The organism is Thioclava sp. NS-SX20 (genome assembly GCF_057380695.1).
The window spans coordinates 2,334,629-2,349,883 of sequence record NZ_CM170816.1; the positions used below are offsets into that span (position 1 = coordinate 2,334,629).

Consider the following 15,255-nt stretch of genomic DNA (forward strand, 5'->3'; position numbering starts at 1 on the left):
CCATGACGTGGACCCTACCCAATATCCTCACTGTATTGAGGCTCGTTGCTGCCCCCGGCGTGGCGGTAATGTTTCTGTATTTCAGCCGCCCTATGGCTGATTTCTTCGCACTCGCGCTGTTTATCATCGCCGCTGTCACCGATTGGTTCGACGGCTACCTTGCCCGCGCATGGAAACAGGAAAGCAAATTCGGCGCAATGCTGGACCCGATTGCCGATAAGGCGATGGTGGTGATCGCATTGGTGATCCTGACCGGCTATTCGGGGATGAACCCGTGGCTCATCCTGCCGGTGACGGTGATCCTGTTCCGCGAAACCTTTGTGGCGGGCCTGCGCGAATTTCTCGGCACGGATTCGGGCAAGCTGAAGGTGACGAAACTGGCCAAATGGAAGACCACGGCACAGATGGTGGCGATTGCCATCCTCTTCCTTGGTACGGGACTGACCTATGTCGAAACCGGACGCCCGCCGCGCGTGGGCGAAGGCGACCTGCCCACCGGCCTGACGCCTGCCGATCTGGCCACCCATGCGGGGATCGCACTGATCTGGATCGCGGCGGTTCTCACCGCGATCACCGGCTGGGATTACTTCCGCAAGGCGCTGCCCTACCTGCGAGGCCCGAAATGAAACGCGAGCTGGTCTATTTCGCTTGGGTGCGCGAGCGGATAGGTCATCCTCGCGATATCATCGAGAGCGACGCCCAGACGCCTGCCGAACTGGTGGCGGAACTGCGCAACCGCAATGATCATTACGCGGCGGCCTTTGCTGATCTTGCCGCCCTAAGGGTCGCCATCGATCAGGAACTGGCGGATTTCGACACGCCTCTGGGCCATAGCCGCGAAGTGGCGTTTTTTCCACCGATGACGGGCGGCTGATATGCGGCTGATCGTGCAGGACACCCCTTTCGATCTGGCCGCCGAACTTGAAACCTTCGGACAGGATAGCCTGACGGGGGCCGTGGTCAGCTTTACAGGCCGCGTGCGCGATGACACCGGCACGCTCGAGGCGCTTGAACTGGAACATTATCCGGGCATGACCGAACGCGCCTTGGCCCAGATCGCCGAAACGGCACAGCGCCGTTGGCACCTGACCGATCTCACAATCATCCACCGCGTAGGGCGTCTTGCGCCCGGCGAGCCCATCATGATGGTCGCAACCGCCAGCCCCCACCGCAAGGCGGCTTTCGAGGCAGCGGAGTATTTGATGGATTTTCTCAAATCCCGCGCTCCCTTCTGGAAAAAAGAGCATTTTTCCGACCATAGCAAATGGGTTTCCGCCAAGCAAAATGACGAAGACGCGTTATCCCGCTGGTAAGGCACTGTGACCTCACCCGCAAAGCCTCTTCCATAGCGACTACCTTTTTCCACAATCGCAGGGGGCTCCGCCCCCGTCGGGCCAAGGCCCGCCTCCCCCGGGATATTTTTTGCAGCTGGAAAGCGACACTCATTCCAGCTGCCCTAAATATCCTGGGGTGAATTCGACGCAGTCGAAGAGGGGCAAAGCCCCTTTGCCTTGCGCTAGAAACTGTCTTCCACGTGAAAGCCCTGCGGAATATCCGCCCGACCTTCCAAAATCATATCCGCCATGACCTGCGCGACCTTGGGGGCCATACCGAAACCAATCTTGAAACCGCCATTTGCAATGAAATGCCCAGCCCTATCCGGCCATGGGCCAAGCATCGGCGCACGGCTTTTGGCGCGAGGACGCAATCCGGCCCAGCGGTCGATGACCGGAGCAGCGGCAAGTTCCGGACAGATGCGGCGTGTTTTCTCGATCAGCGTCTCAAGTTGCGCATCCGTGCTTTCGGGGTCGGAATAGTCTCGTTCGGAGGTCGAGCCGATGGCCACAGTGCCATTGGAATGCGGAATGATATGCAGGCTCTCGGCATAGATCTGCGGCATATCTCCGGCGTCGAAGGCAAAGACCGCCGCCTGTCCCTTTATCCCCGCGCCAAGGCTTTTGCCCAAGGCCGCTCCCAGTTCCGACAGGCCCGCCGTGCCGGTGGCATGCAGCACCGGACCCGTTTCGTCTGCCGCACCGATAAGGATCTCGCCGCCCAAGGCACGGATCGCGCGGGCCAGGGCATCGCCTGCAGCCCGCGGGCAGGCGCGGGCGCTGAGCGTGTCTTGCACGACATAGCCGCTGGGACTGTGGAACCCGAGCGGCCCGAACCTGCGCGCGGGGACCACCTCCCAGACGGCTTGGCCCTGCCAAAGGGTTTTCGCGTTCTCGCCGCGCGTTTGGGCGCGGGCGATCTGTGCCGCATCCTGCAGCGGCTGCACCCGACCGATCCGGCCATAGCCTGCATCCCCGCCGCCGATCCGCGCCACATCGGCCCAGAAATCTGCGGCCATCAGCAGGCTTTCCAGCTGGAACTGCTTTTTGGGGTTCCAGTTCTCGGGCACATGGGGGGCCAAAGCCCCGACCGTACCGCCCGAGGCCCCTGCCCCGATCCCCTTGATGTCGATGACCCGCACAGAGGCACCGCGTCGCGCCATCTCGAAGGCACAGGCAAGGCCGAAGACGCCCGCGCCGCGCACGGTGACCTGATCGCCCAGAGCCCCGACCCGATTGATCCTAAGCCCGCTTGTCATTGCCTTCGCCTTTCTGCATTGTCGCCCTCGGGCGCCACGCGCCCTGTTCCGCAAGGTGTTATCCAAGGCCCTACCCCGCATGACCCGCACTGACCAGAGTGAAGCTGCCCTAACCTGGCGCGATGAGGCAATTCCCGTGTCCTCGCGCTTCGACGACCCCTATTTCTCGCTCGGGAACGGGCTGGAGGAGACCCGCCATGTGTTTCTGCGCGGCAATGATCTGCCCGCGCGGGCGCGGGACGGCTTTGTGATTGCCGAGCTGGGCTTCGGCACGGGGCTGAACCTGCTGGCCACCGCACTGGCTTGTCCGGATGTTGCCCTGCACTATACCAGCTTCGAAGCCTTTCCGATGTCGGCTCAGGAAATGGCCCGCGCGCTGGAGGGCTTTCCCGAAGCGCGTGCCATTGCCGACCCGCTGATCGTGGCATGGGGGCAGGGTCTGGACCGTTTCACGCTCGGGCGTATCGAGGTGCAGGTGATCATGGAAGATGCTCGTCTGGCCCTGCCACAATGGAAAGGTCGGGCCGATGCGTGGTATCTTGACGGCTTCTCGCCCGCCAAGAACCCCGAGCTTTGGGGGCCGGAGCTGATGGCCGAGGTGGGCCGCCACACGGCGCCGCAGGGCAGCTTTGCCACCTATACCGCCGCAGGCTTCGTGCGCCGCGCGCTACAGGATGCGGGCTTCGAGGTCGAGCGTGTTTCGGGCTTCGGACATAAACGTCATATGAGTCGCGGGCGGTTCGCCCCCAGCAGGACCCACCATAATGGCCCTTCAGACGAATAATAAACTCGGGGCGATCCTGATCATCATCGTCACCATCGTGTTTGCCGCACAGGACGCGATTTCGCGCCATCTGGCAGAAACCTATAACACCTATATGGTCGTCATGATCCGGTTCTGGTTCTTTGCGGCCTTTTCCTTCTGGCTGGTCGGGCGGCAGAAAGGCGGGCTGGCACGGGCCGTGCGCGCCCATCACCCGTGGATGCAGGCGACCCGCGCCATTCTCCTGGTGCTCGAGATCTATGTGATGATCGCCGCTTTCGTACTGCTGGGTCTGATCGAGACACATGCCGTCTTCATCTGCTATCCGCTGCTTGTGGCCGCGCTGTCCGGCCCTGTTCTGGGCGAGAAGGTCGGCTGGCGACGCTGGGTCGCGATCGGGATCGGCTTCATCGGAGTGCTGATCATCCTCAAGCCCTCGGGCGGGGTGTTCTCGCCTCTTGCGGCCATTCCCTTCCTCTGCGCCGTCATGTTTGCCGTCTACGGGCTGCTGACACGCAAGGTCGCGGATAAGGACAGCTCCAACACCTCGATTTTCTGGACGGGAATTGGCGGCGCGATCGTGTCGACCGTGGTCGGCGTCTGGTTCTGGGAACCGATGAGCGGGACAGACTGGATCTGGATGTCGATCCTCTGCGTCACCGCCGTGGTCGGCCACGGGCTGATGATCCGCGCCTATGAAATCGCGGAGGCCTCCGCCATCCAGCCCTTCAGCTATCTGCAGCTTGTCTGGGGGGCGATGATCGGCATGACGGTCTTTGGCGATGTGCTGCGTACCAATGTCGCCATCGGAGCCTGTTTCGTGGTGCTGGCGGGGCTGTTCACCCTTTGGCGTCAGGCGCAGAACAACATCGACCCCGTGCCGCCCGGACCGGCGGTCAAGCCCTGATCAGGGCCCGTTCCCGCGCAGTTCCTCGCTGAAGGGCACAGCCGGCTCGCCAAGTCTTGCGCGATAGATCGGCAGGCTTTCGGCGACGCGCATGACATAATTGCGCGTCTCGTCAAAGGGGATCATCTCGACCCAGTCCAACACATCGGCCCCGGGAGCACGCGGGTCGCCCATATCCTTGATCCACTGGCGCGACCGCCCCGGCCCCGCATTATACCCCGCCGCCACCAGAAGCGGCGAATTGCCGAATTCGTCGCGCAACTGCTTGAGATATTCCGAACCGAGCCGGATGTTATAGGTGGGATCGGTGGTCAGTGCCGCAGGCGTATACTCGACGCCCAGTCTGGCGGCCATCATCTTGGCCGTGCCCGGCATCAACTGCATCAGCCCGCGCGCCCCGACATAGGAGATGACCGTATGGTCGAACTCGCTTTCGCGTCGGGCAATCGAGAGCGCCAATTCCTCCGGCACCGCCAGATCATGGGTTTTAAGCTCGGGGAAGGGGAAATAGCCCGCCACGAGAATCTCGCCATTCAGCGCCGCCCGCTTGGAAAGCTGCAAGGCCAGATGCGGATCGCGCCATTCCAGCGCCAGATCGACCAGCCCCGCGATGCGGCTGTCGGGCAGGCTTTCCTCGTAATGCAGCACGAAACGTTCGGCGAGCGCCGCATCGCCTGCCGCATGCAGCAACAGCGCCGCCTGAAACACCGAACTGTCCGTATAGCCGCCTGCCCGCCAGTCGGGCAGCGCCTCGGGCTGGATCAGCGAGGAGTCAAGCGCCTTGCCCACCTTTTCCGCCGAAAGCAGCCCGTAATAGGCGGTCTGGTAGCGCGCGCCCGCCTGATAGGCCTGATCTGCCGCCTCCTTGCGGCCCATCGCCTCAAGCGCCCGCCCACGCCAGTAATCGGCCCGCGATTGCGAGATCGGGCTGCCGACATTGACCGAAAGCGCCTCGAAATGACGCAGCGCGGTGGGCGCATCCCCAAGCTTGAGCGCCGCATAGCCCGCCAGCCATTCCAGCTCGGCATAATCGGACCCGCCGGGCGGCAGGTGATGGTTGGCCGCCTCGCGATAGGCGCGCCGGTAATCGCCGCGCCGCATGTCCCAACGCGCCATGCGGCGGCGCACATCCGCCCAAAGCGCGGGATCGCCCAGCTTCTTGGCCGAGCCCGACCAGTCGAGGATCAGATCCGCCGCGCCGTCCTCGTAGCTTTCGCGCCAGCGCCAGACCGCACGGTCACGGGCCAGACCGTAGGAACCGCGCATATATTCCGGCACCGCCTCGACCAGCGCATCGACACCGGCCTTGCGCCCCTGCAAGGCGATCCGCGCCGCCGCCACCGCGCGGGTGCCCGGCGTGACCAGATCCAGCATCCTTCTGGCCTGCGCCAGATCGCCACGATCCAGCATGGACTGCATACGCCCGCCATTGGCGGGGCTGATCAGAACACCGTAGCGGTCCTGAAAGGCCTGCTGCTCCTCGGGGCTGAGATCCAGATGCCGCCATGCCCGATCCGCCTCGGTCGCGGCGGCATGGGATTGCCCCTTGGCCTGATAGGCGGCGATCAGGGCCAGGGCCCCTTTGCCGGTCAGGGGTTTATCCTTGGCGAAATAGGCGATCACCTGTTCGGGGCTGGCCGCGTCCAGCTTGTCCTCCCCCTTGCGGCGCAGCAGGGGCAGTCCCGGCCAGTTATGCCGCCGTGCCGAGAAATCGGCGTAATCGCGAAAGCTGCCCTCGCCAGCGCGCAGACGCTCCCATTCGATGATATCGAATGCAACAGCGCCAGCGGAACGGGCGGCCTCTTCGGCCCCCGGCCAGTCCTGCTGATCGGCCAGTGCCAAGGCCTGCGCCAGAGCCTGATCGGGGCTTGGCCTGACCACTTGCGTGGCCTCTTCGGCCCGCAAACCGGCGCCACAGCCCAAAACCACGACAGTCAGCCCGGCGAAAAGGGTCTTTCGATGCATGAGATCCTCTTTGATTGGCCCCTGTGTGCCATAGTGACGCCGGAGTGCAATTCACAAGTTGGCAAGAGCGCCAAGCTCGCATAATGTCCGCCCGATTTTAACCCGACGAATCCATGTCGGATACCCAACACTGCAAAGGAGCGTGTCATGTTCAAAGGGTCCTACCCCGCCCTCATCACGCCGTTCAAGGACGGCGAGCTGGATCTGGACGCGCTCAAGAAGATCGTCGACTGGCATGCCGATCAGGGCAGCCACGGTCTGGTCCCTGTGGGCACCACCGGCGAATCCCCCACGCTGAGCCATAGCGAGCATAACACCGTTGTGGCCGAAGTGGTCAAAGCCGCCGCCGGACGGATGAAAATCATCGCCGGTGCAGGCTCGAACTACACCCGCGAGGGGATCGAGCTGATCCAGCACGCGCAGGCCGCCGGTGCCGATGGCGCGCTTGTGGTGACGCCCTATTACAACAAGCCCACGCAGGCCGGTATGATCGCGCATTTCACCGCGATGCATGATGCCTCGGATCTGCCGATCATCATCTATAACATTCCGGGCCGTTCGGTTGTGGATATGACGCCCGAAACGATGGGCGAACTGGCCAAGCTGCCGCGCATCGTCGGTGTGAAAGACGCCACCGGCGATCTGGCCCGCGTGGCCAAACAGCGTATGAGCTGCGGCAAGGACTTCATCCAGCTTTCGGGCGAGGATGCCACCGCATTGGGCTTCAACGCGATGGGCGGCGTCGGCTGTATCTCGGTCACGGCCAATGTCGCGCCGAAGCTCTGCGCCGAATTCCAGAACGCCACACTGGCAGGCGACTGGGCCCGCGCGCTGGACATCTCGGACAAGCTGATGCCGCTGCATGTGGCCATCTTCCTCGAACCCGGCGTCTGCGGTGCGAAATATGCGATGTCGCGCCTTGGCCTGTGCTCGGACGAGGTGCGCCTGCCGCTGGTCGGGCTAAGCGATAACGTGAAGGCGCGCATTGATGCCGCGCTGGAATTTGCAGGGCTGATCTAGGCCCAGAGCCCCTGCGGGCCTCCCCTGAGTGGCCCGACCTTTCACGGGGCAAGCCGCCCAAGGACAGCCCCCCTCAAGGATAGCCAGATCGGGGGGCCTGTCAGGGGATGACGCAATGCCCGCGCGCCTGTGCTGCGGCCACGCCGGAAGTGCAAAAGACGAAAGGCGCCCGCTCGGGCGCCTTTTTGGTTGCCTATGACGCAGGATCAGGACGCTTTCTCCCACTGCCGGGGACGATCGGCATCGCGTTCTTCCCATGCGGCGATCCAGTCACGCCCCAAAGCCTCGATCAAAGGCTGAAGCTGTGCCTCGTAGCGCCGCCAATAGCCGACCCCCTCACGGTTGATCTTGCGCCGGACCCGCACATCCGAGGCCGTGCGGACCGCCCCCTGCGCCGCTTTCGGCTCCAGACAGGCCGGCTGCATGGCCAAGCCCAGATGATCCAGCAAGCGCGGAATTTCCTGCGCAGGCTGCTCGACCAGCGCCCGCAGGGACTGCATCCGGAACGCCGGCCCCAGCTTTTGCGCATAATCACGCATCGACCGGTCGGTGGCCCTGACCATATGCGCGATCCATTCCAGCTTTTCGCTAAACCCGTGCCCGTCCGCAAAATCCGTCATGAACAGCGACAGCCCCACATCCAGCGGGTGCCGGTTCACACAAATGAAGCGCGCCTCCGGCAGCATCGCGCGCAGCACGGCAGCATGGCTGAGATCCAGCGGCATTTTCGAGAGAATATAGGGCGTCGTCTGGCCCCGCGCGGCAATCCGGCGGCGATAGATCTGGCCCAGCTTGTGGATCAGTGGCCGACCGGGCTGGCTGAACCAGCGCCAATAATCCAGCGGTGCCGTGCCCGCGCCGATTTCGGCATGCATCAGCTCGATCATCGACAGGCGGAAATCACAGGCCTCGCCAAGGGTCGACACCTTGTCATGACGGATCAGGATCTGTTCGGTCAGGGTGGTGCCCGACCGCGGCAAACCACCGATAAACACCATCCGCGGCTCCCCCGCCATACCGACCCGTTCCGGCAGGCTGCGCAAATCGGGACACTGCGCGAGCTGATCGTGCAGGCGTCGCTCGATCAGGTGCGGATCATAGCCGCGCGCCTTCAGGTCATTGCCACGCTGGAAATGGGCGAAGGCCGCCGCGTACTCTCCGGCGGCATCCTCGATCGCGCCCAAGGCGAATTCGGACATCACCTTCTGGCCAAGGCTTGTGGCCTCATCCCGACTGGCCTGCGCCAGCCTGCGCCATTCCGGCCCCGTCGCGGAAAACCGCCGCAAGCGGTTGCGCCCCGAAAGAAGTTGCACGTCATCCGGACGGAACGACAGCGCACGATCATAGGCGGCTACCGCCCCCTCGACATCGCCAAAGGCGGTCAGGATCGCGGCATGCATCCCCCATAGCACCGAAACCTCGGGCCACAGAGTCACCGCTTCTTCCGAAAGTTTACGGGCTTCGCCGTCCTGACCAAGCGCCCAAGAACTGCGGATCGCCTGCATCATCAGGTGTGAACTCGGTCCATTCTGTGACCAGAGTGTCTCTATTCGCTTCAATGCGGCACGATGATCGCCATCAAGAACCGCAAGTGCAAGGGAGACATCCTCATCATGATCGAGATCGGTTATGTCCATTTCAGTATCCAACGAGTGGCACACCCCCTCAGGGTTGTACCTCCCATAGACCATACCGATCTTTATTTAATATGAATCACGACCGCTGATCGGCATCGGCGGCTTCCACCGTGCCATGACCGTCAACCTCGCCTTCGTAATCATCCTCGTCTGCCGCTTTGCGGCGGGCTTTTTCCTCGCGGGCTTTCTGGATCTCCACCGCCTCTTCCAACTGATGTGCCGCCGTATCGGAAAGGGGCGTGTAAACGGCCCAGTCACCATCGGCGGGCGGCGGCAGGGTCTCGCGCGGGATATTGCGCAGAAGGATCGTCTTGGACAGGAAATGCGCGGTGATCGGCGCCGTCATGAACAGGAACAGCGTGATCATCAGCTCGTGCAGCGACAGATCCCCCTTCTTGACCGCGAACCAGATCATCGAGGCGATCAGACAGGCCCCAACCCCCAGCGTCGTGGTCTTGGTCGGCGCATGCAGGCGGGTCATGGAATCGGGCAGCTTGACCAACCCGAACGACCCCACCAGCCCGAAGAAGCCACCGATCACCAGAAGCGCCGAAATGAGAATTTCCCAGAACAGTTCCATCTCTTACCTCACTCGATCAGATCGCCACGCAGAAGGAATTTGGCATAGGCCACCGTCGAGACGAAGCCCACCATCGCATAAAGGATCGAGGCCTCGAAAAAGATCGCCGTGCCTTCCCAGATACCGAAACACACGAACAGCCCGATGGCATTCACCGCCATCGTGTCCAGCGCCAGAATCCGGTCGGTGACGCCCGGCGATTTCACCACCCTGTAGAGGTTGAACAGAAGCGCCAGCGCATAGCAGCCGATGGCAAACATCAAAGCATAGGTGATCATTCGAAGATCTCCTTCAGACGGGCCTCATAGCGGGATTTCATGCCGTCGCGCGCGCCCTCGGGGTCGGTCTCGTGCAGGCAGTGGACCAGAAGCGAATGCCCGTCCGCCGAGAGTTCTGCCGCCACCGTTCCGGGCGTCATGGTGATCGTGCCGGCAAAGACGGTGATCGCCTCGGGGGTATGCAGATCGAGCGGAATGGAAATCCATACGGGCTGCAATTTCGCATTCGGCGTGAACAGCACGATCTTCGCCACCACGACATTCGACACCAGAATATCCCACAGCACGATCAGCGCATATTCGACCATCTTGGGAATATTGCGCACCATCGGCCGGTCCGGCCAGTAGGGGGCGGTGATCCACGGGATCACGATCCCGAGGATCAGCCCGAAGACCAGCGAGTTGAGCGTATAGGCATTGGCCAGCAGCAGCCACACCACCGTCAGAAGCACGGTCAGATGCGGATGCGGAAGGATGCGTCTAATCATATCCTGCCCTCCCTCAATGCCCGTCGATCACGGTGTGATCTTCTTCATGGGCGCTGTCTTGCACGTCATGGTCCTCTCCGTGCGGATGGGCTCCGGCTTCGGCGGCGGCCTGCGCGCGGGCGGCAGAGCCCTCCATCACCGCCGAGATATAGCCCTGACTGTCATAAAGCTGTGCCGAGATCCCCTGCACATAGGTGCTGGCAGGCCCTGCGAAGACGGTCCATGCCACAAGCCCCGCCAGCAGGCCGCCTGCGGCAGTAATGGCCAAAGCGGGCGAGCTGCTATCTGTCACACCAAGCGGCGGCGGGGTCTCGTCTTGTTCGTCCTCTGTCACGGCATAGGCCTTCCAGAAGACCGTTGTCCCCGCCCGCGAAAAGCCCACGATGGCAATCAGTGATGTGCCAAGGATAACGGCCCAGATCCACCACTGGCCATAGGTTGCGTGCAAGATCATCAGCTTGCCAAGAAAGCCCGAAAGCGGCGGCATACCGGCCATGCCGATGGCCGCCATGAAGAACATCCCCGCCAGAAGCCCGTTCTGCGCAATCAGTGGCTGGGCTGTCAGAGCCAAGCCGATGCGACGGCGCTCTTTGACAAGATCGGCCACAAGGAACAGCGCGGCGGCCACCATCGTCGAATGCACCATATAGTAAAGGCCTGCCGCCGTCGCATCCTGATGGAATTGCGAGAAGGCCATCAACATGGTCCCGACCGAGCCGATCACCGAAAAGGCCACGACCCGCCCCAGATCACGCGCGCCCAGAATACCGACCATCCCGACAATCAGTGTCAGCGCCGCGGCGGGCAGAAGCACATCATGCGCCAGTGACCCCACCGCGCTTTGCGGCGTGAACACCAGCGTATAGATACGGATGATGGAATAGACCCCCACCTTGGTCATGATGGCAAACAGTGCCGCCACCGGCCCCGGCGCGTTGCTATAGGTGCCCGGCAGCCAGAACTGGAAAGGCACGATCGCGCCTTTCACAGCGAAGACAAGGATCATCAGCGCCGCACCGACCCGCAGAAGGGCCGCGTCGCTTTCGGGCATCTCGGCCACTTTCTGTGCCAGATCGGCCATGTTCAGCGTGCCGGTCGTGGCATAGATCGTGCCAAGCGCAAACAGGAACAGGGTCGAACCGGCAAGGTTATAGACCACATATTGCACGCCCGCCTTCAGACGGTTGCGCCCGCCCGCATGGATCATCAGGCCATAGGAGGCAATCAGCAGCACCTCGAAGAAGACGAAGAGGTTGAACGCATCGCCCGTCAGGAAGGCCCCGTTAAGCCCCATCATCTGGAATTGCAGCAGCGAATGGAAGTGCCAGCCACGCTTGTCCCAGCCCGAGCCGATCGCATAAAGCGCGATCGCCAGACCCAGCACCGAGGTCAGCACCAGCATCAGCGCCGAAAGCTGGTCCAGCACCAGGACGATGCCGAAAGGCGCTTCCCAGTCGCCCAGCCGGTAGACTTCCGGCACCCCGCTGGAGGCCCGCACCGCCAGTGTCACCGAAATGGCCACCAGCAGCAGCATTCCCACCACCGAGAAGACGCGCTGCGCCGTGCGGTCGAAGCGCATCCACAGAACGATCAGCGGCGCCAGAAAGGCCGGCAACACCACGGGCGCGATAACGAGATGATCAAAGAAGCCCAACATCTGTCTTATTTTTCCTTCTCGTCATCGAGGTCGATATAGTCATCGCCCGCCTCGATGAAGGCGCCAAGCGCCAGCATCACAGTCACCGAGGTCATCCCGAAGCTGATCACGATGGCGGTCAGCACCAGAGCCTGCGGGATGGGGTCGGTGTAGTTTGTCACACCGTCCTGCAGGATCGGCGGCATATTCACCGCCAGACGCCCCGTCGCAAAGAGGAACAGGTTCACCGCATAGGACAGCATCGTCATGCCCAGAACCACCGGAAAGACCCTCAGCCGCAGGATCAGATAGATCCCCGCCGCTGTCATCACGCCGATTGCGCTTGCAACCAAGGCTTCCATCAGTGGGCTCCCCCGTTCTTGTCGCCGTCTTTGCTATCGTCTTTTCTGGCTTGGTCCTCGTAGCGTTCCATCAGATAACGCTCCTCGAAACCGCCATCCTCGCGCTGCGCCAGCCAGCGCCGCGGCACCACGGTGCCTTCGGGGAAGTTCTGGATACCGACCTCGGCCACAGTGCGGGCCTCGGGGCGCTCTGCCAGAATATGGGCCGCGCGCTCTTCGGTGGGCATGGCGGCCCGCCGTGCCAGACGCGACAGCCCCCCCAGCGCCAGCAGGACCGAGCCCACCACCCCGAGGAACACGCCGAGATCGAACCCCATCGCGGTGGCCAGCTCGAATTTATCGAGGAAGGGCAGCTTGAAATAGCCGAAATCCGAGGTCAGGAAGGGCTTGCCGTTGAACCACGCACCAACGCCCGTGATCCCCGCGGCCAGCACCCCCAGCCCGATCAGCTGGTGGTAATAGATCTTCTGCCGCGCCTGCGTCCACGCGAAGCCCGACGAGATATACTGCATGACCAGCGCGATCGCGACGATCAGACCGGCGATAAAGCCCCCGCCCGGCAGGTTGTGGCCGCGCAGGAAGATGAACACCCCGAAGACCAGCGCGATGGGCATCATGACACGGGTCACGATCAGCATCATCAGCGGGTGCTTGTCGCCCGCACGGATCATATCAGGACGCCATGCGATCAGCTTGCGCGAGCCGGTGCCGTTCAGCAGCGCCTCGGTCAGCGCAAAGATCACCAGCGCCGCGATCCCCAGAACGGTGACCTCGCCATAGGTATCATAGCCACGGAAATCGACGAGGATCACGTTCACCACGTTATCGCCGCCCGCAAGGTTATAGCTATTGGCCAGATGGTATTCCGACATCGACGGGAAGGCGAAATCGCGCATCATCAGCGCGTAGATCAACGAGCCGGTGCCCAGCCCCACCACCGCCGAGAAGATCTTGTCGAAATGGCGTTTGAGGTTGCTGGTCTCGGGGGCGGTGACCTTGGGCAGGAAGTTCAGCGCCAGAAGCATCAGCACCGCCGTCACCACCTCGACCGAGATTTGCGTCAGCGCAAGGTCGGGGGCCGAGAGATAGATGAAGCAGATCGACACGATCAGCCCGACAATCCCCACCAGCACCAGCGCAAGGAAACGGTTGCGGTGATAGGCGGCCACACAGAAGGTCGCGGTGACCAGCATGATCCAGCCCACCAGTGCCACGGGGCTGATCGGCAGCATCTGGCGGGTTTGCGGCCCCTGATCGCCCGTGGTCCATGCCCAGAACCCGATGGCCAGCGCGGTAAAGGCGAAAATCATCAGATAGCGCGCCATCGACCCGTTATGCAGCCCCGAGGTGAACAACCGCGCCGCGCAGGCGCAGCGCTCCACCACCCAGTCGAAGATCGACTTGGCCTCGGGACGCGGCATGGCATCCCAGATCGCGCGCAGCGGGTTGAAGGCCGCCAGCACCAGAAGACCGCCTGCAACCGCGAGGCCCGACATCATCAGGGCAGGCGTGATGCCGTGCCAGATGGCCAGGTGCAGATGCGCGCCCAGCGGCGCACCGATCACGGCCTGCGCCACGGTGGTGACGAAAGGATCCATCAGGAAGGGGAAACAGCCGATCAGCAGCACAAGGGCGGCAAGAAAGGCAGGGCTGGCCCACATGCCAAAGCCCGGATCATGCGGTTTATGCGGATAGTCGTCGCGCACCGGCCCCATGAAACCGTGCCAGATAAAGCGGAAGGAATAGGCCGCCGACAGAAGCGCCGCAATGGTCGCCAAAACCGGAATGAGCCACGGCGTACCGGCCCAAACGGTATGCGAGGCCTCCTCCAGCATCAGCTCTTTCGACAGGAACCCGTTGAAGAAGGGAATCCCCGCCATCGACAGGGTCGCGATCGTGGCGATCGTGAAGGTCACCGGCATCAGTTTGCGCAACCCGCCCAGACGTTTCAGATCGCGGGTATGGGCTTCATGGTCCACGATACCCGCGGTCATGAAAAGCGCGGCCTTGAAGGTTGCATGGTTAATGATGTGGAAGACCCCGGCCACAACGCCCGCTTGCGTGCCAAGCCCAAAACAGAAGGTGATCAGCCCCAGATGCGAAACGGTCGAGAAGGCCAGCAGCCCCTTCATGTCATCCTTGAAGATCGCGATCTTGGCCGCGATCAGCATGGTGAACAACCCGACACTGACCACGATATAGAACCATTCCGGCGTGCCCGACAGCGCAGGCCAGAGCCGCGCCATCAGGAACAGACCCGCCTTCACCATCGTGGCCGAATGCAGGTAGCTCGAGACCGGCGTGGGGGCTGCCATTGCATGCGGCAGCCAGAAGTGGAACGGAAACTGCGCCGATTTCGTGAAGGCCCCCAGCAGGATCAGGATCAGCGCCGGAAGATAGAGGTCCGACGACTGGATCGCCTCCCTCGCCGCAAGAATATCGGAGATCGTATAGCTGCCCGCGATATGGCCAAGGATCATCATCCCCGCAATCATCGCCAAGCCCCCTGCCCCCGTCACGGTCAGCGCCATGCGCGCGCCCTGACGTCCTTCGGGGAGGTGTTTCCAATAGCCGATCAGCAGGAAGGACGACAGCGAGGTCAACTCCCAGAAGATCAACAAAAGCAGGATGTTATTGGAAAGGACAATCCCCACCATCGCGCCTTGGAACAGCATTAGATAGGTGTAGAACTGCCCCACCGGATCTTTCGATGACAGGTAATAGCGCGCATAAAGGATCACCAGAAGGCCGATCCCGAGAATCAGCGTCGCAAACAGCATGCCGAGCCCGTCGATCATGAATTCGACATTCAGCCCCAGCCAAGGCATCCAGTCGATTCTGGTGCGGATCACTTCGCCCGCCATGACGTCGGGCAGATGCAGAAGCAGCCCCAGAAGCGCGAGGCCGGAACAGATCGCCACCGAAATCGCTGTTGTATTCCGGCCGGTGCGGATCAGAACACCAGGGAGCAGCGCCCCCAGAAATGGCAAGACGGCAATTATGGCAGGTGACATTGCTCTCCGGTC

General features: G+C 62.5%; 15 protein-coding genes. 6 read left to right on the forward strand and 9 right to left on the reverse strand.

The window, feature by feature from the left end:
* Positions 1-2: 2 nt before the first annotated feature.
* Genes pgsA through AC2ISB_RS11475 form a run of 3 tightly spaced genes read left to right on the forward strand, consistent with a single transcriptional unit; the run spans position 3 to position 1,313 of the window.
* Entirely contained in the window at positions 3-626 is a 624-nt protein-coding gene (gene pgsA / locus AC2ISB_RS11465) for a CDP-diacylglycerol--glycerol-3-phosphate 3-phosphatidyltransferase (protein ID WP_339108335.1), read from the forward strand.
* Positions 623-874, forward strand: a complete 252-nt coding sequence (gene moaD / locus AC2ISB_RS11470; protein WP_406735980.1) for a molybdopterin converting factor subunit 1 — start codon at positions 623-625, stop codon at positions 872-874. The genes pgsA and moaD overlap by 4 nt, the downstream gene beginning before the upstream one ends.
* Position 875: 1 nt before the next feature.
* A complete protein-coding gene (locus tag AC2ISB_RS11475; RefSeq protein WP_339108337.1) occupies positions 876-1,313 on the forward strand; it encodes a molybdenum cofactor biosynthesis protein MoaE in 438 nt (145 codons plus the stop codon).
* A 203-nt stretch (positions 1,314-1,516) separates the two neighbouring features.
* Here the strand turns inward: AC2ISB_RS11475 and AC2ISB_RS11480 are convergent, their stop codons facing one another.
* Positions 1,517-2,593, reverse strand: a complete 1,077-nt coding sequence (locus AC2ISB_RS11480) for an NAD(P)/FAD-dependent oxidoreductase (RefSeq protein ID WP_486575103.1) — start codon at positions 2,591-2,593, stop codon at positions 1,517-1,519.
* Between the two features lie 79 nt (positions 2,594-2,672).
* Here AC2ISB_RS11480 and mnmC2 point away from each other — a divergent pair, with 79 nt between their 5' ends.
* On the forward strand, positions 2,673-3,377 hold the full coding sequence (mnmC2, locus tag AC2ISB_RS11485) for a tRNA (5-methylaminomethyl-2-thiouridine)(34)-methyltransferase MnmC2 (protein WP_486575105.1): 705 nt from the start codon (positions 2,673-2,675) through the stop codon (positions 3,375-3,377).
* Entirely contained in the window at positions 3,358-4,263 is a 906-nt protein-coding gene (locus tag AC2ISB_RS11490; protein ID WP_339108340.1) for a DMT family transporter, read from the forward strand. The genes mnmC2 and AC2ISB_RS11490 overlap by 20 nt, the downstream gene beginning before the upstream one ends.
* Here AC2ISB_RS11490 and AC2ISB_RS11495 read toward each other — a convergent pair whose 3' ends face one another.
* Positions 4,264-6,228, reverse strand: a complete 1,965-nt coding sequence (locus AC2ISB_RS11495) for a lytic transglycosylase domain-containing protein (RefSeq protein ID WP_486575106.1) — start codon at positions 6,226-6,228, stop codon at positions 4,264-4,266. It lies immediately after the preceding gene.
* A gap of 147 nt (positions 6,229-6,375) precedes the next feature.
* On the opposite strand from AC2ISB_RS11495, the gene dapA reads away from it, so the two are divergent.
* Positions 6,376-7,248, forward strand: a complete 873-nt coding sequence (dapA, locus tag AC2ISB_RS11500; RefSeq protein WP_486575108.1) for a 4-hydroxy-tetrahydrodipicolinate synthase — start codon at positions 6,376-6,378, stop codon at positions 7,246-7,248.
* A gap of 206 nt (positions 7,249-7,454) precedes the next feature.
* On the opposite strand, the gene AC2ISB_RS11505 is transcribed toward dapA, so the two are convergent.
* The 7 genes from AC2ISB_RS11505 to AC2ISB_RS11535 form a co-directional block, all read right to left on the reverse strand.
* Positions 7,455-8,885: a tetratricopeptide repeat-containing sulfotransferase family protein gene (locus AC2ISB_RS11505; RefSeq protein ID WP_339108343.1), complete on the reverse strand. Its 1,431-nt coding sequence runs from the start codon at positions 8,883-8,885 to the stop codon at positions 7,455-7,457.
* Between the two features lie 76 nt (positions 8,886-8,961).
* Complete coding sequence (locus tag AC2ISB_RS11510) at positions 8,962-9,465, reverse strand: Na+/H+ antiporter subunit G (RefSeq protein WP_339108344.1); 504 nt, start codon at positions 9,463-9,465, stop codon at positions 8,962-8,964.
* An 8-nt stretch (positions 9,466-9,473) separates the two neighbouring features.
* Positions 9,474-9,743 (reverse strand): K+/H+ antiporter subunit F, encoded by a 270-nt coding sequence (locus AC2ISB_RS11515; RefSeq protein ID WP_339108345.1) that lies wholly within the window; start codon positions 9,741-9,743, stop codon positions 9,474-9,476.
* The gene (locus AC2ISB_RS11520) at positions 9,740-10,231 is read right to left on the reverse strand and encodes a Na+/H+ antiporter subunit E (RefSeq protein WP_339108346.1); all 492 of its coding nucleotides are present in this window, start codon (positions 10,229-10,231) and stop codon (positions 9,740-9,742) included. The genes AC2ISB_RS11515 and AC2ISB_RS11520 overlap by 4 nt, the downstream gene beginning before the upstream one ends.
* Positions 10,232-10,244: 13 nt before the next feature.
* A complete protein-coding gene (locus AC2ISB_RS11525) occupies positions 10,245-11,888 on the reverse strand; it encodes a monovalent cation/H+ antiporter subunit D (RefSeq protein WP_486575111.1) in 1,644 nt (547 codons plus the stop codon).
* A 5-nt stretch (positions 11,889-11,893) separates the two neighbouring features.
* Entirely contained in the window at positions 11,894-12,229 is a 336-nt protein-coding gene (locus tag AC2ISB_RS11530) for a Na+/H+ antiporter subunit C (protein WP_339108348.1), read from the reverse strand.
* A complete protein-coding gene (locus AC2ISB_RS11535) occupies positions 12,229-15,243 on the reverse strand; it encodes a monovalent cation/H+ antiporter subunit A (protein WP_339108349.1) in 3,015 nt (1,004 codons plus the stop codon). The genes AC2ISB_RS11530 and AC2ISB_RS11535 overlap by 1 nt, the downstream gene beginning before the upstream one ends.
* Positions 15,244-15,255: the final 12 nt, after the last annotated feature.